Source organism: Pseudomonas anatoliensis (assembly GCF_017976235.1).
Lineage (GTDB): Bacteria > Pseudomonadota > Gammaproteobacteria > Pseudomonadales > Pseudomonadaceae > Aquipseudomonas > Aquipseudomonas anatoliensis.
In genome coordinates, this window is the sequence record NZ_JACVHC010000003.1 from 662,668 (window position 1) to 689,214 (window position 26,547).

Here is a 26,547-nt window from a genome sequence, read left to right on the forward strand (position 1 = left end):
TCACAGGCCTGCGTGGGCGGCGATGGCGGCGGCGATGGCCAGGGCCAGCTCTTCGGGTTTGCGCTTGATCGAGTAGTTGGTCAGTTCAGGGTGGCTTTCAACGAAGCTGGTATTGAACTGGCCGCTACGGAATTCCGGATTGCGCAGGATTTCCTGGTAGTACGCGGCGGTGGTCTTCACGCCTTGCAGACGCATGTCGTCGAGAGCACGCAGGCCACGGTCCATCGCCTCTTCCCAGGTCAGTGCCCAGACCACCAGTTTCAGGCACATCGAGTCGTAGAACGGCGGAATGGTGTAGCCGGTGTAGATCGCCGTGTCGGTGCGCACGCCCGGCCCACCGGGGGCGTAGTAACGGGTGATCTTGCCGAAGCTCGGCAGGAAATTGTTTTTCGGGTCTTCGGCGTTGATGCGGAACTGCAACGCGAAACCACGGTGCTGAATGTCTTCCTGCTTGACCGACAGCGGCAGGCCGGACGCAATGCGGATCTGCTCGCGGACGATGTCGATCCCGGTGATTTCTTCGGTGATGGTGTGTTCCACCTGCACCCGGGTGTTCATCTCCATGAAGTACACCTCGCCCTCGGCGAGCAGGAACTCCACAGTGCCGGCGTTCTCGTAGCCCACGGCTTTGGCTGCACGCACCGACAGGTCGCCGATGTAGGCGCGCTGTTCCGGGGTCAGTTGCGGGCTCGGGGCGATTTCGATCAGCTTCTGGTTACGACGCTGGATGGAGCAGTCACGCTCGAACAGATGCACGACGTTGCCGAAGCTGTCGCCGAGGATCTGCGCTTCGATGTGCTTGGGATTGACGATGCATTTTTCCAGGAACACTTCCGCCGAACCGAAGGCCTTGGTGGCCTCGGAGATAACGCGGGGAAAATTCTGTTCGAGTTCTTCGCGACTGTTGCAGCGACGGATACCGCGACCGCCACCACCGGAGGTGGCCTTGAGCATCACCGGATAGCCGATGCGGTCACCTTCGGTCAGGGCTTCGGCGATGTCCGCCACGTTGCCCTCGGTGCCCGGCGTAACCGGCACGCCAGCCTTGATCATGCTACGGCGCGCTTCAGTCTTGTCGCCCATGCGGCGAATGACTTCTGCCGACGGGCCGATGAATTTGATTCCGCGCTCGGCGCAGATGTCTGCCAGTTCGGCGTTTTCCGACAGGAAACCGTAACCGGGGTGCAGTGCATCGCAACCGGTTTCCACCGCCAGATTTACCAGCTTGCGCGGGTTGAGATAACCGGCCAGTGGTTCGGCACCGATGCTGTGAGCCTCATCCGCACGCTTCACATGCAGCGCATGCCGGTCGGCGTCGGAAAAAATCGCAACAGAGCGAATGCCCATCTCGGCGCAGGCTCGCACGATTCGTACGGCAATCTCACCACGGTTGGCGATCAGGATCTTTTTTATCACTTGGAGGTTCCCTTGAGCCGGTGGCACCACGACCTGCTAGACCCAGGTCGACGCGTGACCAAATGTTTCAATCTGGTCGCGACTCCACACTAGCGCTCGCAAGGGATTAACAAAAATGAATAATTATTGGGTCAGGCATAAGTAAACACTTATAGTTGAAACATCCGCCCGCACCCAGAGCCTGAATAAAATGCGTAAGTCACTGATGCGTATGACATTACGCCAGTTACAGATCTTCAATGAAGTGTGTGATTTACGCTCCTACAGCCGCGCAGCCGAGGAAATGTCGCTCACACAACCGGCCGTGAGCCTACAGATTCGTCAGCTCGAAGAGCTGATCGGGCAGCCATTATTCGATTATGTCGGCAAAAAACTCTACATGACCGAGGCCGCCGAAGCCCTTCAGCGCGCCAGCCGAGACATTTTCGGGCGCCTGGAAAACCTCGACATGCAGTTGTCGGACATGCAGGGCTCGCTGCAAGGCCAACTGAAACTGGCGGTGGAATCGAGCGCGAAGTATTTCGTGCCGCATCTGTTCGCGGCGTTCAAGCGCCAGAATCCGGAAGTTAATCTGCAACTGACCGTGGTCAATCGCGGCCAGGTGATCCGGCGTCTTTCCGACAACCGCGATGATCTGGTGATCATGTCGATGGTGCCGCAAGACATGGGGTTGGAGTTCCTGCCGTTCCTCAATAATCCGATTGTCGCCGTGGCTCGCCCGGATCATCCGCTGGCGCATATGGGGCCGCTGCGTTTGCAGGATCTTGAGCCGTACACGCTACTGATCCGCGAACCCGGCTCGGGTACGCGACTGGCGTGCGAAGAGTATTTCAAAGAGAAGCGCGTGCATTTCACCCAGACTCAGGAAGTGGCCTCGGCCGAAGCGCAACGTGAATGCGTGGCAGCGGGTCTGGGCCTGGCGCTGTTGACGCGCCACGCCCTGAACCTTGAGCTGGCGACCGGCGGCCTGGTCGAGTTGCCGGTCGAGGAGTTGCCGCTGCTGCGTAGCTGGTGCCTGGTGCAAGCAAAATCCAAGCGCTTGTCACCGGTGGCGCACGCCTTCCTGGCGTTTATCCGCAGCGAACGCGTGCAGATCAGCGCGCTGGTTGAGCGCTTCGACGGGAAGCTGCCGGTGCTGCCTGCCAATAATTGAGTTCGACTTCCTCGGGAAAACCGCCGATTTCGGCCTGAAGCTGACGAAGTTCATAGCGATCTTCGATGGCGCGACGAAATTCCATACGGCGCTGGTCTTCCTGCTGACGACGGGTTTTCGCTGCGCTGTTGCGTTCTTCGTAGGGCTGAGCCATTTCGAGTCTCCCAAGGCGTTTACGGGAGTTTCAAGATAGGCGCGGGGGATGACGGTTTGGCTGCGTCGTGGTTACAGACTGATGAAGGTTTGCATCGAAAAGCAAAAGATCGCAGCCTTCGGCAGCTCCTACAAGGGAATGCGTACACCCGTAGGAGCTGCCGAAGACTGCGATCTTTTGATCTTAGTCATCCAGTGCTTTCACTGCTTTCGGAGACAGACGCAAGCTACGCAGACTGCGCTTCACGCTCTTGAGGTGGTTGACCAGGCTCGGACCACGCGCCATGGCCACGCCCATCGCCAGCACGTCGATTACCACCAGGTGAGCAATGCGCGAAGTCAGCGGCGTATAGATTTCGGTGTCTTCGTGCACATCGATCGCCAGATTGACCGTCGACAGTTCTGCCAATGGCGTCTGGCTCGGGCACAGGGTGATCAGCGAAGCACCGCTCTCGCGCACAAGATTGGCGGTGATCAGCAAATCCTTGGAGCGCCCGGACTGGGAAATGCAAATCGCCACGTCAGTGGGCTTCAACGTCACCGCCGACATCGCCTGCATGTGCGGATCGGAATACGCCGCCGCCGTCAGCAGCAGGCGGAAGAACTTGTGCTGCGCATCCGCTGCCACCGCACCCGACGCGCCAAAGCCATAGAACTCGACGCGCTGCGCCTGCGACATCAAGCTCACCGCACGCTGCAATTCCACCGGATCGAGCTTCTCGCGAACCTCCATCAACGTGTGCAACGTGGTGTCGAAAATCTTCAGGCTGTAATCGGCAACGGAGTCGTCTTCATGGATCGCGAACTGGCCGAAGCTGGCACCGGCGGCCAGGCTTTGCGCCAGTTTCAGTTTCAGATCCTGAAAGCCGGAACAACCGATGGCGCGACAAAAGCGCACGATGGTCGGCTCACTGATGCCGACATTGTGGGCCAGGTCGGCCATGGAACTGTGCATCACTGCCGCAGGGTCAAGCAGCACGTGGTCGGCGACCTTGAGCTCCGACTTGCGTAACAGGTGACGTGACTGGGCGATGTGTTGCAGCAGATTCAAGGGGCTGGACTCTTCTTATGGTCGGGGATGTAGCAAGCTTGTAGTTATACTACATGAATTGGCTTTTTGCCTGCTCAATGCGTAACTCCATGTCCCCATATCAGGCGCGATGGCGTGCATGTAGCCCTTATAGCGGGTTTTCCTGTGCGCGCAAAAGCCCGGCCAGAGCGGCAGCTTCAACGGGCCGACTGATCAGATAACCCTGCACTTCATCACAACGCTCGGTGCGCAAAAACTCCAGCTGTTCCTCGCGCTCTACCCCCTCAGCCACCACTTTCAGCGACAGCCCGTGGGCCATGGCGATGATCGCCCGGGTGATTGCCGCATCTTCACTGCCCTCGCCCAAACCACGAATGAACGCTTGATCGATCTTCACGTAATCCACCGGGATGCGCTTGAGATAACTCAGCGATGAATACCCGGTGCCGAAATCGTCGATGGCCAGTTTCACGCCCAGATCGCGCAGTTGCTGGAACGTCGCGATGATGTGTTCAACGCTGTCGAGCAGCTGACTTTCGGTCAGTTCGAGTTCGAGGTAGTGCGGCGCCAGCCCGGTTTCTTCCAGGACTTGTCGCACCAGACTGACCAGCTTGCCTTGGCGCAACTGGTGCACCGACAGGTTCACCGAAACGCGAATCGGCGCGAGCCCCTGACGCTGCCATTCGCACGCCTGCCAGCAAGCCTGGCGCAGCACGAATTCGCCGATCGGCCCGATCAATCCGGTTTCTTCGGCCAGCCCGATGAAGTCCCCCGGCGGCACCTGACCCATACTCGGATGATCCCAGCGCACCAGGGCTTCCGCCGCATTCAAGCGCCCCGACTCCAGGCACAGCTTGGGCTGATAGAACACCTGTAATTGCTTCTCATCGATGGCTTTGCGCAACTGGTTTTCCAGCTGCAATCGTTCAAGGGTGCTGGCTTGCAGGCTATCGGTGTAGAACTGGAAATTGTTGCCGCCCAGATGTTTGGCATGTTGCATGGCCATGTTCGACTGGCTGACCAGCGCGGAAATCTCCCGCGCATTGTCCGGCAGCATGCTAATGCCCATCGAGGCGCTGACCACCAATTCGTGCCCGTCCACGGTCAGCGGCAGGCGCAGCTTGGCCGACAGCCGTGTGGCGACCCGCGCCAGACTCGACAGGTTGCCGTAGGCATCGAACAGCACAGCGAACTCGTCGCCAGATAAGCGGGCGATCGTGTCGGCTTCCGGCAAGGCGTTGACCAATCGGCGAGCCATCTTCTGCAGCATCTGGTCAGCGATTTCATGGCCCAGGCTGTCGTTGAGCAGTTTGAAGCGATCAAGATTGATGTGCAGCAGCGCCAGACTGCGCCGTCCGCCCTGCCGAAACCGTTGGTGGGCTTCATGCAGCCGTTCGCGAAACAGCGATCGGTTGGCCAGACCGGTAAGTTCGTCGTAGTGCGTCAAATAACGCATGCGCTCTTCGGATTCACGCCGCGCGGAAAGATCGGCGAAGAAGCCGACAATGTGACTTACATTTCCCCGACTATCGCGCACCGCGTTGAGTTGAAGCCATTGCGGATACAGTTCGCCGTTCTTGCGGGTCTCCACCAATTCGCCCTGCCAACTGCCGTGCTGCTCCAGCGCGGTGCGGATGGCGACGTAGTGGCGGCGGGCATCGCGACTGCATGGCAGCTCGACCACGTTACGCCCGAGCATTTCATCAATGCCGTAACCGGTGACCCGGCTGAACGCCTGATTGATCGCGATCAGTGCGTAATTCGGGTCGAAAATCACAATGCCTTCGCTGGCCGCCTCGAACACCGTTGCCGCCAGGCGCTGCTGCTCTTCAAGGCTTTTGCTGGCGCTGATATCGCGGCGAGTGCCGACCATGCGGATCACCCGCCCGCTTTCACTGCGCTCTACGGCGCGGCCCCGGTCCTCGATCCAGACCCAATGGCCATCGCCGTGACGCACGCGATATTCGATCTGATAGTCCTCGCTGCGGCCCTTCAGATGCTCGATCAACGCCTGTTTGAGGGGCGGCACATCTTCGGGGTGCAGCCGCGGTTTGAGGTCGCGCAGGATGGCGGTGACGTATTCCGGAGCCAGGCCGAACAGTTCCTGGATCTGCGTGTGGTGGACTTCGTCGGTTTGCAGATTCCAGTCCCACAGCCCCAACTCACTGGCCTTCAACGCCAGCGCCAGACGTGTTTCGCTTTTGCTCAAGGCCTGATTGGCGGCGTCCAGCTCGCGGCTGCGCAGGGCGACGCGGTCTTCCAGCTCGACCTGAGCTTCGCGCAACTTGCCCTCGGCGCAGCGCCGATGGTCGATTTCTGTCGCCAGTTCCTGATTGAGCTGCTCGCTGCGCGCCTGTGTCTGTTGCAGATGCTCGATCAGGTGCTGGTTCTGGAAGCGCCGCAGCAAACCACGATCGATCAGACGATTGACCTGCCACGCCACCACGCTCAGCGATCCCAGCAGAATCAGCCCGAGCCAGCCCCAACCGCGCGCCAGCTCGTCGCCGCCCCAAAACAGATAACCGATCGCCGGCAGCAGACAGGGCAAGGTAAAGGACAGAAATGCCGGCAGGCTCACCGCGTAGGCGACACTGGCCGACAGGGTCGCGGCGCCGATCAGGCCGAAGACCCAGGCTTGTTGCATGAAGTTGTCGGCGGGCACCAGCGCGATGCCCGCACCGGCCAGGGTCAGGCCGGTCATGGTCGAGCCGAGCAGGAACATCCGGCGCCAGATTGGCTGGGCCTGCCGGTTGGGGATCGCGGAGTCGAACGCGGCTACCTGAATCACCCGTAAAGCCACCAGCGACAACAACCACACCAGCCAGACGCTGACCACGAAATAGCGCTGCGGGCTCCAGAGCAAACCGGCGCAGACCAGACCATTGATCAACATGAACAGCGTGGGCAATAAAGAGCCCTGATACAGCAGACGCGTGCGCTCGACCGCCATCTCGACGGCGTAGTGCTTGCGGATAACCCGGGGTTCCACAGAGGGGCCCGACAGTTCGGCGCTGAGGGTCATGGGCAACGTTCTTGTTCTTATAAGGGGGCGTGCGCCCGAAACGTGGACGGAGCATACACAAGCCGATCCCGTTGCCAAACTGCTGCGGATCACAATTTCATCGAAACTTTTCCCTCCCGTGGTGCCGACAGAACCCGCAGAGTGAGACGGGCTGACGCCTGTAGCCAGTGACCGACCGGTCGTCATTGACGGCACTTTCATCGGCTAATGCAAAGCTCGGTTTGCCCGGGCCTGCGGCGCACCCTAGAATGCCCCGATGCGCGATGACCTCTCCCTTCTGCTGAACTCCCTCAACGATGCCCAACGCCAGGCCGTAGCAGCCCCCGTTGGCCGTCAGTTGGTCCTGGCCGGTGCCGGCTCTGGTAAAACCCGAGTGCTGGTGCACCGTATCGCCTGGTTGATCCAGGTCGAAAACGCCTCGCCCCACTCGATCCTGTCGGTGACCTTCACCAACAAGGCCGCTGCCGAGATGCGTCACCGCATCGAGCAGTTAATGGGTATCAACCCGGCCGGCATGTGGGTCGGCACCTTCCACGGCCTGGCGCACCGCTTGTTGCGGGCGCACTGGCAGGAAGCCGGCTTGAGCCAGACCTTCCAGATTCTCGACAGTGACGACCAGCAACGGCTGGTCAAGCGGGTGATCCGCGAGCTGGGCCTGGACGAGCAACGCTGGCCGGCCCGTCAGGCCCAATGGTTCATTAATGGACAGAAAGACGAAGGTCTGCGTCCGCAACACATTCAGGCCAGCGGTGACTTGTACCTGGCCACCATGCGCGGCATTTATGAGGCCTACGAGGCCGCTTGCCTGCGCGCCGGCGTCATCGATTTCTCCGAACTGCTGCTGCGCGCCCTCGACTTGTGGCGCGACCACCCGGGGCTGCTGGCGCATTATCAGAAACGCTTCCGGCACATTCTGGTGGACGAGTTCCAGGACACCAACGCCGTGCAGTACGCCTGGTTGCGCCTGCTCGGCAAGGGCGGCGACAGCCTGATGGTGGTCGGCGACGACGACCAGTCGATTTACGGCTGGCGCGGAGCGAAGATCGAAAACATCCATCAATACTCCGCCGACTTCCCGGACGCCGTGACCATTCGCCTGGAGCAGAACTACCGCTCCACCGCCGGCATCCTGAAAGCGGCCAACGCCCTGATCGCCAACAACACCGGACGTCTGGGTAAAGAGCTGTGGACCGACGGCGGCGACGGCGAGGCGATCAATCTGTACGCCGCGTTCAACGAACACGACGAAGCACGCTACGTTGTCGAAACCATCGAAAGCGCGCTGAAAACCGGCCTGGCTCGCAGCGACATCGCGATTTTGTACCGCTCCAACGCCCAGTCACGCGTTTTGGAAGAAGCATTGCTGCGTGAACGCATTCCGTACCGCATCTATGGCGGCCAGCGCTTCTTCGAGCGTGCGGAAATCAAGAACGCCATGGCCTACCTGCGTTTGCTCGAAGGTCGGGGCAATGATGCAGCGCTGGAGCGGGTGATCAACGTCCCGGCTCGCGGCATCGGCGAGAAAACCGTCGAAGCGATTCGCGAGCATGCGCGCCACAGCGATGTGTCGATGTGGGAAGGCATGCGCCTGTTGGTCGCCAATAAAGGCCTGACCGGTCGTGCTGCGGGTGCGCTGGGAGCGTTTATCGAGCTGATCGAGAACCTCGCTGCCAAATGCGCCGAGATGCCGCTGCACCTGATGACCCAAACCGTTATCGAGCAATCCGGTCTGATCGCCTATCACGAAGCGGAAAAAGGCGAGAAAGGCCAGGCTCGGGTAGAAAACCTTGAGGAACTGGTCAGCGCCGCGCGCAACTTCGAGAACACTGAAGAGGACGAAGACCTGACGCCACTGGCAGCATTCCTCGGCCACGCTTCGCTGGAGGCCGGCGATACTCAGGCCGACGAGCACGAAGACAGCATTCAGTTGATGACCCTGCACAGCGCCAAAGGCCTGGAATTCCCTTACGTGTTCCTCGTGGGCATGGAAGAAGGCCTGTTCCCGCACAAGATGAGCCTGGAAGAACCGGGACGTCTTGAAGAAGAACGCCGCCTGGCCTACGTCGGTATCACCCGGGCCATGCAGAACCTGGTGATGACCTACGCTGAAACCCGGCGCCTGTACGGCAGCGAAACCTACAACAAGGTCTCGCGTTTCGTACGGGAGGTGCCGAAAGGCCTGATTCAGGAAGTCCGTTTGTCGAACAGCGTCAGCCGTCCGTTCGGCGGCAACCAGTCGATGAGTGGCAGCAATCTGTTCAGCGGCAGCGAGATTCCCGAGACTGGCTTCAGCCTGGGTCAGGCAGTGCGCCACTCGGTCTTTGGCGACGGCGTGATCCTCAACTTCGAAGGTGCGGGTGCACAGGCGCGGGTGCAGGTGAACTTCGGCGAAGGCAGCAAGTGGCTGATGCTCGGTTACGCGAAGCTGGAAGCCATATAAGCGCCTGTTCTGCTTTTCTGTAGGAGTGAGCCTGCTCGCGATAGCGGTCTGTCATTCAATGTATGTGTTGACTGACACTCCCTCATCGCGAGCAGGCTCACTCCTACAGGTTTCAATTTCTTTCTGAACCTATCTCCTTTTCCTACAGCCGAAAGTACATGGCCTTATTGCCCCGACCGAGCTGAACGTAACCTGTCAGGCAAAAGCCCGAAACACTCTCTCGCTAGCCAGCAACACTTCAGCTGTGCAACATGGCGCGCGTGTCTCCACAAACGGGAAATCCCTTTATGAAACGTTTTCTTAGCATCGCCATGGCGTTGTGCATCGGCCTGACGATGAGCCTCGACGCCAACGCCAAGCGCTTTGGTGGTGGCAAAAGCGCCGGCGCTGCGCCGTCGCACCAGACCAGCCAAATGGCTCCTTCTTCCCCAGCTGGCGGCGCTGCGGCGACCGCTGGTGCTGCCGGTGCCGCTGGCGCTGCTGCCAAGGCCGGCGGTGCTTCGAAATGGCTCGGCCCTCTGGCCGGTATCGCCGCCGGTGGTCTGCTCGCTTCCATGTTCATGGGCGGCGGCTTCCAGGGCATGCAGATCTTCGACATTCTGATCATGGCCGTGATCGCGTTCGTGATCTTCCGCTTCATCGCCGCTCGTCGCCGCAAGCAGCAGGAGCACCTGGCTCCGGCTGGCGCGCCGATGCAGCGTGAAGTGTTCGAGCAGAAGCCTGCCGGCATGGGTTCGATCTTCGGTGGTTCGGCTGCACCTGCTGCCGCCCGTCCGGTGATCAACGCACCGGCCTGGTTCAACGAGCAGAGCTTCCTTGAAGCTGCACGCAGCCACTTCCAGTCGCTGCAGCAGCACTGGGACGCTAACGAAATGGACAAGATCGCCGAGTTCGTGACCCCGCAGATGCTCGAGTTCCTCAAGCGTGAGCGTGCGGATCTGGGCGACGCCTTCCAGTCGACCTACATCGACAACCTCCAGGTTCAACTGGACGGCGTAGATGACCGTGCCGACAAGACCATCGCCACCCTGACCTTCAGCGGTGTGTCGAAGACCTCGCGTTTCGACCAGGGCGAAGTGTTCAGCGAAAGCTGGAACATGGAACGTCCGCAGGGCGAGAACCAGCCTTGGCTGGTGGCCGGTATCCGCCAGAACGGCTGATCCCCTCTGCGTTAAGCATGCGGTAACAAAAACCCCGGACTTGTCCGGGGTTTTTCTATTTCGCGGTTGCATCTATAGCAAGCTACTGTATAAACCGGCCCATATAAACCGCGCCATACAAGCAAGAGGATCCCGGACGTGGAAGAAATCATCGAACAACTGCGCGAAGCCAACGAACCGGTACCGGTTCCTTTGGAGTTGCCTGACGAAGACCTGCTGGTTGAAATCGAAGAACAACTGTTCATCGATATTCCGTTTGTCTTCAGGGAGTTTTTGCTGACGGTCAGCGACGTGGTTTACGGTAGCCTGGAGCCGGTAACTGTCACCGACCCGCAATCGCACACCTACTTGCCGGATGTCGCCGCCAACGCCTGGGATGCCGGCGTGGATCGCAGTCTGATTCCAATTTGCCAGGACGGCGACGACTACTACTGTGTCGAAGAAGACGGCACGGTGGTGTTATGGCAAGCCGAGGAAGAGCTGATTGCCGAAGAAACCTGGGAATCGGTCTGGCATTGGGCGCGGGACGTCTGGCTGGAAAGCTGATCGGCCAAACGCCCCGGGTGGTCAGTGCCCCGACGACTCTTTGTGGTTGTCGAGGGTTTCCAGCAAGGCCACCTGCATCCGCGTGTGCACGCGGATGAACCAGCGCCAGAGCAGCGCCGCCACGGCGGCCGCGACCACGGCGATCAGCACCAGCAACTTGTTGGTCGGCAGAATACTGGCCGACAAGGCTGCCAGCAGCAGGAAAATCACCAGCAGCGAGAGAATCGGGATCACCTCGGAGATCACCCGGCGCACTCGCTGCGTGTGCCGCCCCGCCATCTCCGGCTTCACGCCCATCTCGGCCAACAGCATCGATAGCGCCTTGAGCTTGCGATAGGCCGCGATCAGAAACGGTAACGACACCAGCAAAGCCCCGCCCCAGATCAACGCTTTCTGCCAGCTCGGATCGCTGATCCAGTCTTGCAGATACGTCGAGATACGCTCGGCGAAGAACGCGCCCGAGAAGAAGATCGCAATGACCAGCGCCAGATTGACCCCGACCTGCAACAGGATTCGCCGGATGATCGACGCCAACATCGCTCCCTCGCCCTGCGGCTGAATGCTGCGCAGCCATTCGCCGTACATCCCCAGCACCCGCCCCAAACGCTGCGGCATCGCGGCAGCCAGTTTGATCGACAGTGGATCGGCGGAGCGAATCAGGTACGGCGTCAGCAGCGTGGTAATCACCGAAACGGCCACGGCCACCGGATAGAGGAAGTTGCTGGTGACCTGCAGCGTCATGCCCAGCGCGGCGATGATGAAGGAAAATTCGCCGATCTGTGAAAGCCCCATCCCTACCCGCAGCGAGGTGCGTCCGTCATTGCCGGCGATAAACGCACCGAGCCCGCAGGACAGCATCTTGCCGAGCACCACGGCTACCGTAATCACGGCAATCGGCCACGCGTATTGCAGCAAAATCATCGGGTCGAGCATCAGGCCGATGGCGACGAAGAAGATTGCGCTGAACAGGTCGCGAACCGGTTCGATCAGTCGCTCGATTTTCAGCAGTTGCCGCGACTCGGCCATGATCGCGCCGATCAGGAATGCGCCAAGCACCATGCTGTATTCAAGTTTGACCACCAGCAGGCAAAAGCCGAAGCACAGGCCCAGCACGGTGATCAGCAGCATCTCGTTGCTTTCGAATTTGGCCACGTAAGCCAGCAACCGCGGCACCAGCAGAATGCCGATCACCAGCGCGACGATCATGAATAGCGACAACTTGCCGACCGTGGAAAACACTTCTCCGGAACTCACCGTGCCGCTGACCGCGATGCTCGACAGCAAGGCAATGATGCCGATACCGAGGATGTCCTCAACGATCAATACGCCGAAGATCAATTGAGCAAAGCGCTCATTCTTCATCTTCAGATCGTTGAGTGCCTTGACGATGATGGTGGTCGAAGAGATCGCCAGGATTGCACCGAGGAACAGCGAGTCCATGGTGTTCCAGTCGAACCAGCGACCGATCTCGTAACCAATCCAGATCATCAGGACGATTTCGAGGAACGCTGCGATGAACGCCGTGGCGCCCACCTTGAACAGCTTGCGCAGGCTGAACTCCAGCCCGAGGCAGAACATCAGGAAAATCACCCCCAGCTCGGCGAGGGTCTTGATGGTTTCTTCGTCGTGGATCAGGCCGAACGGTGGGGTGTGCGGGCCGATGATGAAGCCGGCGACGATGTAACCGAGCACCACTGGCTGCTTGAAACGATGGAACAACACGGTCACCACGCCCGCGACCAACATGATCACTGCCAGGTCCTGAATAAAGCTGATGGCATGCATGGCGTGGGCTCCTTGAATGACGACGCTCGCAGTCAGGCATCAGAAAGGTCTGAGCGAGCCGGGGTAAAAATCCGCTTTTCGTGTGGGAATTGCCCTTGGGCAGGGCTTTTGCAGGTTAACACCGCGACTTCTCACTGGAAGGCGGTGCAATATTAGGAAACAGATCGATCCCGGCGTGACGGCACCCAGTCGCCCGGCGTCCCGATAACGGTGCTTTTGAAAAGTGACCAGGCACCCGCAGAGGTGCTTCCAGCAAACCAGCCTTGATCCGTGAGAACGTTATGGAACCCGGAAACGCCCAGCTGTCGATGACGGTACTGATGACCCCCGACATGGCCAATTTCTCTGGCAATGTCCACGGCGGCACCCTGCTCAAATACCTCGACGAAGTGGCTTACGCCTGCGCGAGCCGCTACGCCGGCCGCTACGTGGTGACATTGTCTGTGGATCAGGTGATCTTCCGCGAGCCGATCCATGTCGGCGAACTGGTGACATTCCTGGCGTCGGTCAACTACACCGGCAACACCTCGATGGAAGTCGGCATCAAAGTCGTCACCGAAAACATCCGCGAGCGCTCGGTGCGCCACACCAACAGCTGCTTCTTTACCATGGTTGCGGTGGATGACCAGCGCAAACCGGCCGCTGTGCCGCCGCTGCAGCCGCAGAACAGCGAAGACAAGCGCCGCTACATGCAGGCGCAGCAACGTCGGCAGATTCGCCAGGAACTGGAAAAGCGTTATCAGGAGATCAAGGGCGACGCCTGACCTAAAAAACAAAAGATCGCAGCGTTCCGCAGCTACTACATGGCAATCTAGGACCCTGTAGGAGCTGCGGAACGCTGCGATCTTTTCGCTTTTAAAGGCTTACAAACTGATCGCAGTGGCTTCGAACTTGACCCGCGGATGCGCAATGCGATCCTGCGCCCGCACCAGTTGCAGTTCGTAACTGGCGCACGCTTGCGTTTCCAGCAGCACCTCATGCACCGCTGCCGCCGTGAACTCGAACGCCGCCACCAGACTGTCGCCCAGCAGCACGCGCGCCAGGAACAGGCCGGACGTCAGATCGCCCACGCCCACCGGCTGACGCGGAAACGCCAGCAGCGGACGACGCAGGTGCCAACTGCCCTCGGCGGTCACCAACAACATCTCGAAACCATCCGCCGGTTTACCCGGGTAATCCAGATGCTTGACCAGGACGACTTTCGGCCCGCGAGCCAAAAGCGCCCTCGCCATTGCCAGGCAATCGAACAGCGATTGAGGCTTGCGCCCGGAAAAACTGTCCAGCTCCAACTGGTTCGGACACATGATGTCCGCGACGGCAGCCGCTTCTTCCAGCAGAAAATCGCTGACCTCCGTAGGCACGCTGCAACCCTTCTCCGGATGGCCCATCACCGGGTCGCACAAATACAGCGCTTTCGGATTGACCGACTTGATGCGCGCCACGCCACTGAGAATCGCCCGGCCCTGCGCTGCGCTGCCGAGATAACCGGACAGCACCGCATCGCAATTGCCCAGCTCGCCAATGGCCGCAATGCCTTCGACCAGTTCGGGAATCTGTTGCGGCGCCAACACTTCGCCGGCCCACTGGCCGTACTGGGTGTGATTGGAAAACTGCACCGTGTTGAGCGGCCAGACATTCACCCCGACCCGCTGCATCGGAAATACTGCGGCGCTGTTGCCGGCGTGGCCGAACACCACATGGGACTGAATGGCGAGCAGATGAGGCGTACGTTTCATTCGGGTTTTTCCGTAAAACGATTGAAATTCAAGCCGCGCAGTATGCGACGAAACGCAGCCTGTACGACAGACCGGCGACGCAGTTAAGCTGGCGCTAACTTTTGGAGTTCATTGTTGATGCTGACCCTCGAAAACATCTTCGTGCTGATACTGTTCGCCGCCGCTGGCGCGTGGCTATGGCACAACCACGGCTTGCGCGAGCGGGCGCTGGAGCGGGTCAAACAGCATTGCATCAACGTCGGTGTGGAGCTGCTGGACGGCAACGTCGCGTTGAAGAAGATTGGTTTCATCAAGGATGCCAGCGGTCGCCGGCGACTGGCGCGGGTCTACAACTTCGAGTTCACCGTGACCGGCGAAAGCCGACACAACGGCACCATCACCCAGTTCGGCGCACACAGTGCGCAGATTGAATTGGCGCCCTACCCGGCACCTTTCGACGATACGCCGCCAGTTGTTGAAGTTCACAAGCCACGGGCGGAGGTGATCGAGCTGAGTCAGTGGCGGCAGGAACACACCAAGTGGAAGCCGTAGAAATCAAAAGATCGCAGCCTTCGGCAGCTCCTACAGTGGATTTATGTGCACTGTGTAGGAGCTGCCGAAGGCTGCGATCTTTTGATCTTTTGATATTTAATTCACCAGACAACCCGCTAACGACTTCTGCAAAACGCCAACATCCTGCGCCTCACTGAAAATCAGCTCGATCCGCGAATCGCGCCGCCATTCACTGGCCTGCCAATGCAGATCAGCGTTCTCCAGGGCATTCGCTGAAACCCAGCCATTCGTGCTGTGGATAACCAATTTCGCCCTTTTCCAGACAAGACTTTCCAGCCAGGCTGCGACCTTTTGTGAGTCGAACGTCTGGCTCGGATGCCAACGCCAACCGATACTCCAACCACCGTCCTGGGCCTGGCTCAGGCAAATCGGCAGTGTCGGATCGCTCCAGACCGCCGGCATCTGCGCCAATCCTTTGGGCACGATCAGATTATCCACACCCGCCACCGCTCGCGCGGCCAGCCCCGGCAATTCGCTCAAGGGCAATTGCGCTTGTTGCGTCCAGACGAGCCTGACTGGCGGTAACTGACTGGCAATCTTCCGCCTGACAGTTTCAGAAAGGTTTTCTGCCTTGTTCAACACCAGTAAACCAGCGCTGGCCAACGCATCCTGCTGCGCTGCCGGCAACGCTTTCCCCGCATTGAGTGCTTGGGCATCCAGCACCAGAACACACGGCTGAACCGCCAGCACACCCAGCCATGGCGCTTCACTCAACTGCTTGAGCAACTGCGCAGGGTGGCCCAGTCCAGAGGGCTCGATAAACAGCCGATGCGGTTTCGCCTTGCGCAACAAACGTCCAAGGCCAATCTGAAACGGCGCCCCATTGACGCAACACAAACAGCCCCCGGCCACTTCCCCCAGTGCGATACCATCGCCGTCGCGGGTCAGTAGAGCGGCGTCGAGGCCGATCTGGCCGAACTCGTTGATCAGCACCGCCCAGCGCTCGCCTTCAGGGCGTTGCGCCATGAGCTGGCGGATCAGGCTGGTCTTGCCGGCGCCGAGTGGGCCTGCGATGACGTGGACAGGAATGTTCTGCAACATGGCCGGGGATTTTCTAAGGAAGGTTTCTGAGGAGATTGAAGATGCGTTGGATGGGATGGTCGTTGCTGTTGCTGCTGGTGTCCAGCAAGGTGTTGGCTCAGGCCTGCGTGGTGCACAGTCAGGGCGAGCGGCTCGACGTGAAAGTCTGCCAGCAGAACCGCAACATCCCGGCAAAACTGTTCAGCGACGGCTTCTGCCAGCCAGCACTGGCCGGACAGAAAGTCGAGGTGCAGTACGTCGATCAATGCCCCACCGGCGCTTTCGGTGTGTGCAGCAACGCACAAGTCGCCAATATGCCCTATCGGCAAGACATCCATTATTACGGCGTTGCCACTGACGCCACTTATCTAAAGCCTTACTGCGAAGGCCAGAGCCAGGGCACATGGCTCAAGCCATGAGGCGTTAACCAAGCCAGTCGAGGGTCAGAATCAAACGGCGCTCGCCCTGGGCCGGTTGCGGCGAGCGGTGGATCAAGCCAAACCCTTCATTGCCGTGCCATTTTTCACCTTTTAGCAGTGCCACTTCGCCGCTCTTGAGTTGCTGGATCTGTGTGGTGCCCGTCGGCTCGGCGTTGGCCTGACCGAGTTGGCGTCGATCCATGACGCCCTCCTCCAGCCACTCACTGCCAATTCCCGCGCAGGTGGTGATCAAGCGCACCGGCACGTGATCGACGTGGAACCGCGGGCACATGGCTTTATCCAGCACCCGCAGGCGCAAACCGATACGCCGCGCACCGAGCAGGCAAGCGAAGGCACTGACCAGCCATTTCAGATCGGCGATAAAGCCATCGTAGCCTTCCAGATCGCGGAAGCCTGAGGCCAGTCCGCAGAGATCAGGTTCGGCGTCTTCGTCGGCCAGTTCCAGGCATAACGACTCTGCCAAGGGCTCGTTTAGCGAAAGTAATAACCTTGCGAATTCGGCGATGTGCAGCGGCATATGTCGCTGCCAGACGGCGAGGTTGATATCGTCGTCAAGAATTCGGCTCAGCGCTTTGGGAGTAGGGCCCTGATGCTGTGAGCGCGTACGCTCTTGCAGCAGCTTAATCGCAAGCATCAGGCGGCCTCCTCGTGCCACGGACCGAATGGATCCGGCAGCAATCGCCAGCCTTCCGCACCCAGCGCCATTTCATCGTCGGTCAGCAGACACCCATCGAGCTCGCTAGATAGCTGTACGAAATTGATGTTCTGGCCGATAAACACCAGCTCCTGACGGCAATCTCCGACACTCGGCGTCCAGTTTTCCATGATCGCAACGGTACTTTCCTGATCCTGCGGCCATTGGCTTTTCGGCACGAAACGCCACCAGCGCCCGGCAAAACCATGGCGCATCAAGCCACCGGCCTGCGACCAACTGCCGGCATCGTTGGGCTTGCTTGCCAGCCAGAAGAAACCTTTTGAGCGCAGCAGCTTGCCGTTGAGCCATGGACGATCGATGAAGTTGAAAAAGCGTTGCGGATGAAAGGGCCGACGCGCCCGGTAGGCGGTGGAGGCAATCCCGTACTCTTCGGTTTCCGCGACGTGCTCACCGCGCAACTCCTTTAACCAGCCGGGTGCTTGCGCAGCTTTCTCGAAGTCGAAGCGGCCGGTGTTGAGAATCTTCTCCAACGGTACTTCGCCCATCACCATCGGGATGATTTCGGCTTGCGCGTTGAGCCGCTTGAGGATGGCGGTCAATTCCTCGCGCTCGTGCTGGCTGATCAGGTCGATTTTGCTGATCAGCAGCACGTCGGCAAACTCGATTTGCTCGATCAGCAAGTCGGTGATGGAGCGCTCGTCCTCGTCACCAAGCGTTTCACCACGAGAGGCAAGACTTTCGGCGGCCTGGTAGTCGAGCAGGAAATTCACGCCGTCGACTACAGTCACCATGGTGTCCAGACGGGCGATGTCGGCGAGGCTTTGGCCGTGCTCATCGCGGAAGGTGAAAGTCTCTGCGACGGGCAATGGCTCGGAGATACCGGTGGATTCGATCAGCAAGTAATCAAACCGCCCTTCTCGCGCGAGTTTGCTGACTTCTTCGAGCAAGTCTTCGCGTAACGTACAGCAGATACAGCCGTTGCTCATTTCCACGAGTTTCTCTTCAGCGCGGTTCAGGCTGACATCGCGCTGAACTTCGCTGCCATCAATGTTGATCTCGCTCATATCATTGACGATGACCGCCACGCGCAAACCCTTGCGATTACGTAGTACGTAATTCAAAAGTGTACTTTTTCCGGCACCAAGAAATCCTGAAAGAACGGTCACAGGCAGTTCGGCTGACATTGGGTAATCCTCTTTAAATGGCAGCCGATAGCGCTTTTGCGTAGCGCGTGACGTTCTGGCTTCACACGGAGCTTCGCAGAAGGTAAACGTTTGAAATCGGCCGAATCAGGCTCAGTTCAAACTGATGTTATAGTATAACAATAGAGAATGGCTAGCCCTGCTCTTTCTCTTATCTACAAACAGACGAAAGCTGCCTTCAAGTTCAGGCTCGGAAAATGTGATGAAAAATGCGCTGAAATGCTTGGCTTTAAGTGCCCTGTTGTTAACTGTAGCCACCGCATGGGGACAAACCTCAGCGCTCGCCTCCTGCACGCGTAGCGCCAATCTGCTGGCCTGCGCGGATGCCGATGGCAACACCTACAGCGTTAACACGGTCGGCAACACGCTTTACCTGCGCGGTTTTGAAAAGAACGGCAAGCGATATTGGGCGCAGACCAATAGTCGGTTTGGGCAAATGACGTTCTTCACTGGCATCGCTTCCGACGGTGAAGCCTGGGTCGGCTATACCCGGCGGGTGGGATGGACCACCATCAATCGATTCTCCAGCTCAGGTGGCAGCAGCGCGAAATTCACCTGTAGCCGATTGTCCGGTTGCTAATCCGCCCAAGTCATCGACATGTCGAGGATACGACCACGATGATGTCTCGCTCGGAATAGGTGATTTTCCCGAGTGTTTCACGTGGAACCCTAGGCGGAATTTGCGCGTACATATGAAAACCTGTTCATGAAAAAGACATCGTGATTCGAATTGTTATAATGTAACATCGAATTTAATCAACACGATGGTCCCGATCATGAATTCGCTGACACTTCCGGATATCGCCGCGCAGGCCGCTCGCCAAGCCTTGCCACTCGAATGGGTGGGCATGCGCGGCATCGCGTTGCCTGTTTTTCTGGACGGCCAACGCCTGAGTGCGAAAGCTGATGCGGGTGTAAGTCTTGATGATGGTGAGGCGCGCGGTATTCATATGTCGCGCTTGTATCTGGCACTCGAAACCCTTGAACAACGCAACATTAGCCCAGCGCTGCTTCACCAGATTCTTGTGCATTTCCTCGATAGCCACGCAGGTGTGTCCAGCAACGCCTATTTGAAAATTCACACGGATTTACTGCTAAGGCGACCCGCATTGATCAGCCCTCTGGCCGGATGGAAATCCTATCCAGTCACCATTTCGGCCAGCCTGAAAAACAGAATGTTCCACGTGGAACTAGAAATCGAAGTGCCTTATTCCTCGACATGTCCGTGCTCGGCAGCGCTTGCGAGACAGCTTATCCAGCAACAATTCATTGATGACTTCGCTAACAAACACCTGAATCACGCAGAGGTTTTGGCGTGGCTGGGCTCACCCCAAGGCATTGTCGCAACGCCCCACAGCCAACGGAGCTTCGCGCAACTACACGTTCATCTCGACGAATTCATCGATGAACTGCCATTGAGCGCGATCATCAACGATGCCGAAGCCGCCCTCGGCACCGCCGTACAAACTGCGGTCAAACGAGCGGACGAACAAGCCTTCGCCCTCGCCAACGGGCAGAACCTGATGTTCTGTGAAGACGCCGCACGCCGACTGAATCTTGCGCTACGTCGCTCTCCCGGAGTGAGTGCATTCAAACTGCGAGTGACCCACGCCGAAAGCCTGCATGCCCACGATGCTGTCGCCGAAAGTCACTGGCACCGGGAGCAGGCATGATCCGCTGCCAAGCCTTGAGCTGGGGCGCACCTGGCCAACCGCTGACTTCGCCCCTGACCCTCGAATTCGAAAGCGGCAGCCTGACGGCAATCATCGGCGCCAATGGCTGTGGCAAAAGCAGCCTGCTGAAAGTCATCGCCGGGCTGCAAAGGCCTTTGGCAGGCAAGGTCTCGTTGAGTGTTCCACGGCAAAGCGGAATCTCCTTCCTCCCTCAACAACAGCACCTTGATCGCCAGTTCCCGATAAGCCTCGAAGAGTTGGTGGCCGCCGGATTCTGGGGACGTCGATTGTCCACACAACTGCGTGCACAGCGCCTCGCTGCAGCCTTGGAAAACTGGCACCTGAACGGACTTGATCAACGCCCCTTGATGGCCTTGTCCGGCGGTGAACTACAACGCGCGTTGCTCGCTCGATTGAGTCTGACCGACGCTCCTGTTTTGCTACTCGACGAACCGCACGCTGCACTCGATGAATTGGGCCAACAGTTGCTCTGGCAACACATCCACGCCTGGCACGCCGAAGGTCGAACATTGATCGTGGTGTGCCACGACCTCTACGCCGTTCGCCAACACATTCCAAAAACGCTGCTGATAAAAAACAGCGCCTGCGTATTCGGCACAAGCGAAGAACTCATCCAGCAGTCACCGCATACGCAGGTGGCCTAATGCTCACCGTCGCACACTTCTTTCAGCCGTTTAGCGAGTTCGTGTTCATGCGCCGCGCCCTGCTCGGTGGTTTGGTGCTGGCCTGCAGCACCGCTCCCCTCGGCGTGTTTTTGATCTTGCGGCGTATGAGTCTGATTGGCGACGCCGTTGCCCACGGCATCCTGCCCGGTGCCGCATTGGGCTTCTGGTTCGCCGGCCTCAGTCTGCCTGCGCTCACCATCGGGGGTCTCGGCGCGGGCCTGAGCATGGCCGGACTCGCCGCATGGATCACTCGCAAAACGGGTTTGCGAGAGGACGCCAGCCTCGCCGCGATCTATCCAATATCGCTGGCAGGCGGTGTGCTGATTCTTGGCATCGCCGGCAAACGCCTCGACCTTTTGCACCTGCTCTTCGGGTCGGCATTAGCGGTCGACGGACCGACCCTCAACGGCATGCTGTGGGTATCGAGCTTCAGCCTGATTGCCATGGCACTCATCTATAAATCGTTACTGCTCGACACCCTCGACCCATTGTTCCTGAGAACCGTCAGCCGACTTGGCCCACTCGCCCATGGTGTGTTCCTGACCCTGGTGGTGCTGAATCTGGTGATCGGATTTCAGGCGATTGGCGCACTGATGGTCGTTGGACTGATGATGCTGCCCGCAGCCAGCTCGCGATTCTGGAGTCGCCGTCTGCCGATCCTGATTGCTATAGCCGCCCTCCTCGGCTGCCTGTCGGTGTGGCTCGGATTGCTGCTGTCGTTCTACTTCTCGCTGCCCAGCGGGCCGGCCATCGTGCTGGTCGCGGGGGCCGGATATTTGCTCTCCGTGGTGTTCGGACCGGTTCACGGTTTGCTGCGCCGCCCACCGTTGCTTACATCCCAATGAGGTGTTTCCCGATGCGCGTTCTATTAGTGCTGTTCAGCCTGATGCTGTCGATGTCATTGTCGGCGGCTGAAAAATTGCCGGTGGTGACCAGCTTCAGCATCCTCGCCGACATGGTTCATCAGGTCGGTGGCGAGCATATCCAGATCACCAACATGGTCGGCCCGGACGCTGACGCGCACACCTATGAGCCGACCCCGGACGATGCCAAAGCACTGCTCAAAGCCAAACTGATCATCAAGAACGGTTTGGGTTTCGAACCGTGGCTGGATCGCTTGGTCACCAGCACCGAAACCAAAGCCACGGTAGTCAGTGCCAGTCACGGAGTGATCCCGCGCTCGCTGGATGAGGACGGAGAAACCGTTCCCGATCCGCACGCCTGGCACAATCTGGCCAACGCCGAGTTGTACGTCGCCAACATCACCAAAGCGCTGGTCGCCGCCGACCCGACGAACAAGGCCGACTACGAGCGCAATAGCCAAACCTACCTGAAACAGATCTACGCCCTGCTCGCCGAAGCCAAGGCCAAACTCGGTTCCCTGCCAGCGGGCAATCGCAAAATCGTCACCAGCCATGATGCCTTCGGTTACCTGGGCCAGGCGTACAGCATCGACTTCATGGCCCCACAAGGATTGTCCACCGAGCGTGACCCTTCGGCCGCCGAAGTCGCGGCACTGATTACCCAGATCCGCCAGGCGAAAGTCAAAGCGGTGTTCATGGAAAACATCAAGGACGCGCGATTGCTCAAGCAGATTGCCGATGAAAGCGGCGCGCACATTGGCGGCACGCTCTACTCGGATGCCCTCGCCGCCAGCGGTCCGGCCAGCACCTTCACCGGGCTGTTCGAATACAACCTCAACACCCTTTACAACGCGCTGAGCCAACCATGATCCGCAAGAATCCTTCAGGCGATCTGCCACAGATCGCCGAGTCGGCCTACGTCGATAAAACCGCCATCATCTGCGGCAAAGTGGTGATTGGTGAAAACGTGTTCGTCGGCCCCTATGCCGTCATCCGCGCCGATGAAGTGGACGCCTCAGGCGAGATGGAGCCGATCACCATCGGCGCCAATTCGAACATTCAGGACGGTGTGGTGATCCACTCCAAATCCGGCGCGGCGGTGACCATCGGCGAGTTCACTTCCATCGCCCATCGTTCGATCGTGCATGGTCCGTGCGTGGTAGGCGACCGGGTGTTCATTGGCTTCAACAGCGTGCTGTTCAATTGTGTGGTGGGCGACGGCTGCGTGGTGCGGCACAACTCGGTGGTCGACGGACGCGATTTGCCGGACGCCTTCTACGTGCCCTCCACCACCCGCATCGGCCCGAACACCGACCTCTCGCAATTCCCACCGGTGAGTGTCAGCGCCTCGGAGTTTTCCGAAGACGTGGCGCGTACCAACGTCGATTTGGTGCGCGGCTACAAAGCCTTGCAGAACGAGTTTTAGACCATGAGCAGCGTGCTGATTCGCAATGCAAGAATGATCAACGAAGGACGTGAGTTCGATGGGGATCTATTGGTCAGCAACGGTCGTATCGTCAAGATTGCGCGCAGCATCGAAGGTGAAAATGCGAGCGTCGAAATCGACGCGGCCGGTCAGTGGTTGTTGCCGGGGATGATCGATGACCAGGTGCATTTCCGCGAACCCGGTGCGCCGGCCAAGGGCAGCATTCATACCGAATCACGCGCAGCGGTTGCGGGAGGCATTACCAGTTTCATGGACATGCCCAACACCAGCCCCGCCACCCTCAGCCTCGAAGCGCTGGCGGATAAAAAACGCCGGGCGGCGCTCAGCTCTGTGGCCAATTACGGCTTTCACTTTGGTGTCAGCCAGGACAACCTCGACACCGTCGCCGCGCTTAATCCCTGCGAAGTGGCCGGCGTCAAAGTGTTCATGGGCGCCTCCACCGGAAACATGCTGGTGGATGATCCGAAGATTCTTGAACGGTTGTTTGCTGAAGTGCCGACGATCTTGCTGGCTCACTGCGAGCACACGCCAAGCATCAACGCGAATGCGGCCAACCTGAGCGATCTGTTTGGTGAGCATCTGCCGCCCGCCGCCCATGCGCTGATTCGCAATGCCGAGACTTGCTATCGCTCGTCTTCGTTGGCTGTGGAACTGGCCAAGCGTCACGGCACACGACTGCACGTTCTACACCTCACCACCGCGCGTGAACTGGAGTTGTTCGAAGACAAACCACTGGCGCAAAAACGCATCACGGCGGAGGTCTGTCTGCATCACTTGCTGTTTGATGATCGCGACTATCCCGCGCTCGGCAACCTGATCAAATGCAATCCGGCGATCAAGACTCAGGCCGACCGCGATGCCTTGCGCGAAGCGTTGAACTCCAATCGACTGGACGTCATCGGCAGCGATCACGCGCCTCATACCTGGGCGGAAAAGCAAAGGCCTTACGCTGAGGCACCTTCAGGTTTACCGCTGGTGCAGCATGCATTGCCGGCGTTGCTGGAACTGGTCGCGGACGGCGTACTGTCAATCAGCACTCTGGTGGCGAAGACCAGTCATCGCGTGGCGGATCTGTTTGCGATTCCGGATCGAGGCTATTTGCGTGAAGGGTACTGGGCGGATCTGGTGTTGGTTGAGCGGCGGACTTTCGAGGTGTCTCGGCAACCGATTCTGTCGCAGTGCGGGTGGACGCCGTTTGCCGGGAGAAGCTTTCGACATCGGGTCAGTACGACGCTGGTGTCAGGGCAGATCGCCTGGCGCGATGGTCGGGTGAATGAAGGCTGTCGCGGTTTGCCGTTGCGGTTTATGCGCTGAGTGATCTTCGCCAGCCATCACACCTTGTCCCCTGTAGGAGCATTCGAGTGAAACGAGGCTGCGATCTTTTGACCCTGGTTTTCAAAAGCAAAATCTAAAGATCGCAGCGTGCCGCAGCTCCTGCATTAATACCGCGCAATGCCGGTAACGCAGCTTTTAGGCACGAGGTTTCACGGCGCCGCAATCCTGACCCAGCCACACGGCGCGGGTTTCCAGGCTGCCCTTCTGGTTGATGCCGATGGCATTGAACGTGCCGTTGGCGACGGTGTTGAATTCCCGATCACTGAGGAATGTCGCAACACCGGTGCCCTGCGCTTTCGGGCAGCTGAAACGGAATTTCCACTGGTTGCCGTTGCGTTCGGTGATCTGCTGTTTGCAGCCCGATTGCGGGTCGGCCAGCGGAATATCATTGGTCGCCACTTGCTCAGGCGTCAGGCACGCGCGGATGCCCTTGCCGCCGATATTGATGCCGTTTTTCTCCAGCGCCGCCCGCTGTTGCGGAGTCATCTGGCCTTGCAACTGGCCGAGGATCGATTGCACGTCCATCGGCTGATCATCGACTTTGACGTTGCTCGACGTCATTTCCCACAGCCCCGGCTGCAGCATCTGCGCCTGAGCAACCACCGGCAATGCCAAACCCAGGCCCAGCGCCAAACCCAGCAGACGAATGTTCATCGAAAAACTCCTGATCAGTAGTGGCCGTTAGACGTCGGCCAATTGCTTCGGTTCATGGACCAATTAAATAGCGACATTCGCGGCGGAACATGGTCTGTTAAGCATTGAATCTTCCGGAGCAAGGCTGCCCCATGGATTATTTTGGACCGCATATTTTCGGTTATCTGATCGCCCTGATACACACCCTCGGCTTGATCGCCGCCGTTCACGCGGTGCTCACCGTGCGCACGGCTCAAGGCTCGATCGCCTGGGCATTGTCGCTGATCTTCATTCCCTACCTCACGCTTATTCCGTACCTGGTGTTCGGCCGCAGCACCTTCGATGGCTACATCAAGGCGCGGCGCCAGGCTAACGAACAGATGCGCCAGGCCATCTCCGAATTGAACTGGCGGCCGTGGGTGGAAGAAGCCCTGACCGCGCGCGCTTCGAACGCCTACGCATCATTGCGCGCCATGCCGAAACTGGGGCGAATGCCGTGTCTGGCCAATAACGAAGTGCAGTTGCTGGTCAACGGCAAAGCGACGTTCGAGGCGATTTTCCAAGCCATCGACACGGCGAAGGAAGCTGTGCTGATCCAGTTCTTCATCATCCACGATGATCGGCTCGGTCAACGCCTGCGTGATCTGTTGCTGAAAAAGGCCGGCGAAGGCGTGGCGATTCATCTGCTCTACGACCGCATCGGCAGTCACGCGTTACCCCACGACTATGTTCAGGCATTGCGCGATGGCGGCGTCGAGGTGAAAGCGTTCGCCAACCGCAGCGGCTGGCTGAATCGCTTTCAGGTCAACTTCCGTAACCACCGCAAAATCGTGGTGGTCGACGGGGTGATCGGATTTGTCGGCGGGCACAACGTCGGCGATGAGTACATGGGAGAAAAACCGCCGCTGGCACCGTGGCGTGACACTCATGTAATGGTGCGCGGTCCGGTGGTCGCGTGCATGCAGGAATCCTTCGCCGAAGACTGGTTCTGGGTGGCGCGCACACTGCCACCGCTGATTCTGCCCGACGAGTACCCGGAAGACGGCGTTCTTTGCCAATTGCTTGCCAGTGGCCCGGCAGATGCCTACGAAACCTGTTCGCTGTTTTTCGTCGAAGCTATCCACGCCGCGACGCAACGAGTGTGGATCACCAGCCCCTACTTCATTCCCGATGAGGCCGTGTTCGCTGCATTACGCCTGGCGGTGTTGCGCGGTGTCGACGTGCGTTTACTGCTGCCTTCGCGCCCCGATCACCGCATCGTCTACGCGGCGTCCAGCCTGTACGCCTTCGAAGCCGTGCGCGCCGGTGTTCGGGTGTTCCGTTACGAACCCGGATTCCTGCATCAGAAAGTGGTGTTGATCGACAGCGAGATCAGCGCCATTGGCAGCGCCAATTTGGATAACCGCTCGTTCCGCCTGAATTTCGAAGTGATGCTGCTGACGGTCGACAGCGACTTCTCCGCCAACGTGGAACAGATGCTGATCGAGGATTTCGAGCAATCTTACGAGATCGCCAAAGAAGAAAGCCGGGAGATCCACCGCCTGCAACAGGTCGGCATGCGGATCGCCCGGCTTATTTCGCCGATTCTCTGACATTCCCC

25 protein-coding genes are annotated in these 26,547 nt (G+C 59.1%); 15 read left to right on the forward strand and 10 right to left on the reverse strand.

Features of this window, described 5'->3' with window-relative positions:
* Positions 1-1,416, reverse strand: a complete 1,416-nt coding sequence (locus tag ICA16_RS12560) for an acetyl-CoA carboxylase biotin carboxylase subunit (protein WP_042561843.1) — start codon at positions 1,414-1,416, stop codon at positions 1-3.
* Between the two features lie 190 nt (positions 1,417-1,606).
* On the opposite strand from ICA16_RS12560, the gene ICA16_RS12565 reads away from it, so the two are divergent.
* The gene (locus ICA16_RS12565; protein ID WP_210700717.1) at positions 1,607-2,569 is read left to right on the forward strand and encodes a LysR family transcriptional regulator; all 963 of its coding nucleotides are present in this window, start codon (positions 1,607-1,609) and stop codon (positions 2,567-2,569) included.
* On the opposite strand, the gene ICA16_RS12570 is transcribed toward ICA16_RS12565, so the two are convergent.
* From ICA16_RS12570 to ICA16_RS12580, 3 genes are all read right to left on the reverse strand, one after another.
* Positions 2,511-2,723 carry a PA3496 family putative envelope integrity protein gene (locus ICA16_RS12570; protein ID WP_047304266.1) on the reverse strand — a complete coding sequence of 71 codons (213 nt, stop codon included), beginning with the start codon at positions 2,721-2,723 and terminating at the stop codon, positions 2,511-2,513. The genes ICA16_RS12565 and ICA16_RS12570 overlap by 59 nt on opposite strands.
* Before the next feature lie 183 nt (positions 2,724-2,906).
* Complete coding sequence (gene hexR / locus ICA16_RS12575) at positions 2,907-3,773, reverse strand: transcriptional regulator HexR (RefSeq protein ID WP_150603608.1); 867 nt, start codon at positions 3,771-3,773, stop codon at positions 2,907-2,909.
* Positions 3,774-3,900: 127 nt separating this feature from the next.
* Positions 3,901-6,774 (reverse strand): putative bifunctional diguanylate cyclase/phosphodiesterase, encoded by a 2,874-nt coding sequence (locus ICA16_RS12580; protein WP_210553308.1) that lies wholly within the window; start codon positions 6,772-6,774, stop codon positions 3,901-3,903.
* A 256-nt stretch (positions 6,775-7,030) separates the two neighbouring features.
* Here ICA16_RS12580 and uvrD point away from each other — a divergent pair, with 256 nt between their 5' ends.
* The 3 genes from uvrD (at position 7,031) to ICA16_RS12595 (ending at position 10,920) form a co-directional block, all read left to right on the forward strand.
* Positions 7,031-9,214, forward strand: coding sequence for a DNA helicase II (gene uvrD / locus ICA16_RS12585; RefSeq protein WP_150603610.1), 2,184 nt, complete (start codon positions 7,031-7,033; stop codon positions 9,212-9,214).
* Between the two features lie 287 nt (positions 9,215-9,501).
* Positions 9,502-10,374, forward strand: coding sequence for a Tim44 domain-containing protein (locus tag ICA16_RS12590; RefSeq protein ID WP_150603611.1), 873 nt, complete (start codon positions 9,502-9,504; stop codon positions 10,372-10,374).
* Positions 10,375-10,512: 138 nt separating this feature from the next.
* Positions 10,513-10,920: an SMI1/KNR4 family protein gene (locus tag ICA16_RS12595; RefSeq protein WP_003187120.1), complete on the forward strand. Its 408-nt coding sequence runs from the start codon at positions 10,513-10,515 to the stop codon at positions 10,918-10,920.
* Between the two features lie 21 nt (positions 10,921-10,941).
* Here the strand turns inward: ICA16_RS12595 and ICA16_RS12600 are convergent, their stop codons facing one another.
* Positions 10,942-12,705, reverse strand: coding sequence for a cation:proton antiporter (locus ICA16_RS12600; RefSeq protein ID WP_150616926.1), 1,764 nt, complete (start codon positions 12,703-12,705; stop codon positions 10,942-10,944).
* 281 nt (positions 12,706-12,986) lie between these two features.
* Here ICA16_RS12600 and ICA16_RS12605 point away from each other — a divergent pair, with 281 nt between their 5' ends.
* Positions 12,987-13,469, forward strand: a complete 483-nt coding sequence (locus ICA16_RS12605; RefSeq protein WP_003229693.1) for an acyl-CoA thioesterase — start codon at positions 12,987-12,989, stop codon at positions 13,467-13,469.
* Positions 13,470-13,568: 99 nt separating this feature from the next.
* Here ICA16_RS12605 and pdxY read toward each other — a convergent pair whose 3' ends face one another.
* Positions 13,569-14,441: a pyridoxal kinase PdxY gene (gene pdxY, locus ICA16_RS12610; protein WP_210553306.1), complete on the reverse strand. Its 873-nt coding sequence runs from the start codon at positions 14,439-14,441 to the stop codon at positions 13,569-13,571.
* 117 nt (positions 14,442-14,558) lie between these two features.
* Here pdxY and ICA16_RS12615 point away from each other — a divergent pair, with 117 nt between their 5' ends.
* Complete coding sequence (locus tag ICA16_RS12615; protein WP_042561850.1) at positions 14,559-14,972, forward strand: DUF3301 domain-containing protein; 414 nt, start codon at positions 14,559-14,561, stop codon at positions 14,970-14,972.
* 96 nt (positions 14,973-15,068) lie between these two features.
* On the opposite strand, the gene ICA16_RS12620 is transcribed toward ICA16_RS12615, so the two are convergent.
* Positions 15,069-16,034 carry a CobW family GTP-binding protein gene (locus ICA16_RS12620; RefSeq protein WP_210700718.1) on the reverse strand — a complete coding sequence of 322 codons (966 nt, stop codon included), beginning with the start codon at positions 16,032-16,034 and terminating at the stop codon, positions 15,069-15,071.
* A 41-nt stretch (positions 16,035-16,075) separates the two neighbouring features.
* On the opposite strand from ICA16_RS12620, the gene ICA16_RS12625 reads away from it, so the two are divergent.
* Positions 16,076-16,432 carry an NADH:ubiquinone oxidoreductase gene (locus tag ICA16_RS12625; protein WP_210700719.1) on the forward strand — a complete coding sequence of 119 codons (357 nt, stop codon included), beginning with the start codon at positions 16,076-16,078 and terminating at the stop codon, positions 16,430-16,432.
* Between the two features lie 4 nt (positions 16,433-16,436).
* Here ICA16_RS12625 and ICA16_RS12630 read toward each other — a convergent pair whose 3' ends face one another.
* Together ICA16_RS12630 and zigA are read right to left on the reverse strand one after the other, a co-directional pair.
* Positions 16,437-17,087 carry a DUF1826 domain-containing protein gene (locus ICA16_RS12630; RefSeq protein ID WP_210553303.1) on the reverse strand — a complete coding sequence of 217 codons (651 nt, stop codon included), beginning with the start codon at positions 17,085-17,087 and terminating at the stop codon, positions 16,437-16,439.
* Entirely contained in the window at positions 17,087-18,292 is a 1,206-nt protein-coding gene (gene zigA / locus ICA16_RS12635) for a zinc metallochaperone GTPase ZigA (RefSeq protein WP_210700720.1), read from the reverse strand. Before zigA ends, ICA16_RS12630 begins: the two co-directional genes overlap by 1 nt.
* A gap of 220 nt (positions 18,293-18,512) precedes the next feature.
* Between zigA and ICA16_RS12640 the strand changes: the two genes are divergently transcribed.
* The 7 genes from ICA16_RS12640 (at position 18,513) to ICA16_RS12670 (ending at position 24,293) form a co-directional block, all read left to right on the forward strand.
* Positions 18,513-18,890 (forward strand): glutamine synthetase, encoded by a 378-nt coding sequence (locus ICA16_RS12640; protein ID WP_210553301.1) that lies wholly within the window; start codon positions 18,513-18,515, stop codon positions 18,888-18,890.
* Between the two features lie 196 nt (positions 18,891-19,086).
* The gene (folE2, locus tag ICA16_RS12645) at positions 19,087-19,983 is read left to right on the forward strand and encodes a GTP cyclohydrolase FolE2 (protein ID WP_210700721.1); all 897 of its coding nucleotides are present in this window, start codon (positions 19,087-19,089) and stop codon (positions 19,981-19,983) included.
* A complete protein-coding gene (locus tag ICA16_RS12650; protein WP_150616933.1) occupies positions 19,980-20,648 on the forward strand; it encodes a metal ABC transporter ATP-binding protein in 669 nt (222 codons plus the stop codon). Before folE2 ends, ICA16_RS12650 begins: the two co-directional genes overlap by 4 nt.
* On the forward strand, positions 20,648-21,514 hold the full coding sequence (locus ICA16_RS12655; RefSeq protein WP_210553299.1) for a metal ABC transporter permease: 867 nt from the start codon (positions 20,648-20,650) through the stop codon (positions 21,512-21,514). The genes ICA16_RS12650 and ICA16_RS12655 overlap by 1 nt, the downstream gene beginning before the upstream one ends.
* A gap of 11 nt (positions 21,515-21,525) precedes the next feature.
* Entirely contained in the window at positions 21,526-22,401 is an 876-nt protein-coding gene (locus tag ICA16_RS12660) for a metal ABC transporter substrate-binding protein (RefSeq protein ID WP_210700722.1), read from the forward strand.
* Entirely contained in the window at positions 22,398-22,958 is a 561-nt protein-coding gene (locus ICA16_RS12665) for a gamma carbonic anhydrase family protein (RefSeq protein WP_150616936.1), read from the forward strand. The genes ICA16_RS12660 and ICA16_RS12665 overlap by 4 nt, the downstream gene beginning before the upstream one ends.
* A 3-nt stretch (positions 22,959-22,961) precedes the next feature.
* Positions 22,962-24,293, forward strand: coding sequence for a dihydroorotase (locus ICA16_RS12670; RefSeq protein ID WP_210700723.1), 1,332 nt, complete (start codon positions 22,962-22,964; stop codon positions 24,291-24,293).
* A gap of 156 nt (positions 24,294-24,449) precedes the next feature.
* Here ICA16_RS12670 and ICA16_RS12675 read toward each other — a convergent pair whose 3' ends face one another.
* Entirely contained in the window at positions 24,450-24,968 is a 519-nt protein-coding gene (locus tag ICA16_RS12675; protein ID WP_047304291.1) for a DUF3617 domain-containing protein, read from the reverse strand.
* Positions 24,969-25,099: 131 nt separating this feature from the next.
* Here ICA16_RS12675 and cls point away from each other — a divergent pair, with 131 nt between their 5' ends.
* Positions 25,100-26,539 (forward strand): cardiolipin synthase, encoded by a 1,440-nt coding sequence (gene cls / locus ICA16_RS12680; RefSeq protein ID WP_210553295.1) that lies wholly within the window; start codon positions 25,100-25,102, stop codon positions 26,537-26,539.
* Positions 26,540-26,547 lie beyond the last annotated feature (8 nt).

Coding starts and splice junctions, on each gene's coding strand:
- ICA16_RS12565 (WP_210700717.1), top strand. CDS start 1,607: ATGCGTAAGTCACTGATGCGTATGACATTACGCCAGTTACAGATCTTC.
- ICA16_RS12570 (WP_047304266.1), bottom strand. CDS start 2,723: ATGGCTCAGCCCTACGAAGAACGCAACAGCGCAGCGAAAACCCGTCGT.
- ICA16_RS12580 (WP_210553308.1), bottom strand. CDS start 6,774: ATGACCCTCAGCGCCGAACTGTCGGGCCCCTCTGTGGAACCCCGGGTT.
- uvrD (WP_150603610.1), top strand. CDS start 7,031: ATGCGCGATGACCTCTCCCTTCTGCTGAACTCCCTCAACGATGCCCAA.
- ICA16_RS12590 (WP_150603611.1), top strand. CDS start 9,502: ATGAAACGTTTTCTTAGCATCGCCATGGCGTTGTGCATCGGCCTGACG.
- ICA16_RS12600 (WP_150616926.1), bottom strand. CDS start 12,705: ATGCATGCCATCAGCTTTATTCAGGACCTGGCAGTGATCATGTTGGTC.
- ICA16_RS12605 (WP_003229693.1), top strand. CDS start 12,987: ATGGAACCCGGAAACGCCCAGCTGTCGATGACGGTACTGATGACCCCC.
- pdxY (WP_210553306.1), bottom strand. CDS start 14,441: ATGAAACGTACGCCTCATCTGCTCGCCATTCAGTCCCATGTGGTGTTC.
- ICA16_RS12615 (WP_042561850.1), top strand. CDS start 14,559: ATGCTGACCCTCGAAAACATCTTCGTGCTGATACTGTTCGCCGCCGCT.
- ICA16_RS12620 (WP_210700718.1), bottom strand. CDS start 16,034: ATGTTGCAGAACATTCCTGTCCACGTCATCGCAGGCCCACTCGGCGCC.
- ICA16_RS12625 (WP_210700719.1), top strand. CDS start 16,076: ATGCGTTGGATGGGATGGTCGTTGCTGTTGCTGCTGGTGTCCAGCAAG.
- ICA16_RS12630 (WP_210553303.1), bottom strand. CDS start 17,087: ATGCTTGCGATTAAGCTGCTGCAAGAGCGTACGCGCTCACAGCATCAG.
- zigA (WP_210700720.1), bottom strand. CDS start 18,292: ATGTCAGCCGAACTGCCTGTGACCGTTCTTTCAGGATTTCTTGGTGCC.
- ICA16_RS12640 (WP_210553301.1), top strand. CDS start 18,513: ATGAAAAATGCGCTGAAATGCTTGGCTTTAAGTGCCCTGTTGTTAACT.
- folE2 (WP_210700721.1), top strand. CDS start 19,087: ATGAATTCGCTGACACTTCCGGATATCGCCGCGCAGGCCGCTCGCCAA.
- ICA16_RS12650 (WP_150616933.1), top strand. CDS start 19,980: ATGATCCGCTGCCAAGCCTTGAGCTGGGGCGCACCTGGCCAACCGCTG.
- ICA16_RS12655 (WP_210553299.1), top strand. CDS start 20,648: ATGCTCACCGTCGCACACTTCTTTCAGCCGTTTAGCGAGTTCGTGTTC.
- ICA16_RS12660 (WP_210700722.1), top strand. CDS start 21,526: ATGCGCGTTCTATTAGTGCTGTTCAGCCTGATGCTGTCGATGTCATTG.
- ICA16_RS12665 (WP_150616936.1), top strand. CDS start 22,398: ATGATCCGCAAGAATCCTTCAGGCGATCTGCCACAGATCGCCGAGTCG.
- ICA16_RS12670 (WP_210700723.1), top strand. CDS start 22,962: ATGAGCAGCGTGCTGATTCGCAATGCAAGAATGATCAACGAAGGACGT.
- ICA16_RS12675 (WP_047304291.1), bottom strand. CDS start 24,968: ATGAACATTCGTCTGCTGGGTTTGGCGCTGGGCCTGGGTTTGGCATTG.
- cls (WP_210553295.1), top strand. CDS start 25,100: ATGGATTATTTTGGACCGCATATTTTCGGTTATCTGATCGCCCTGATA.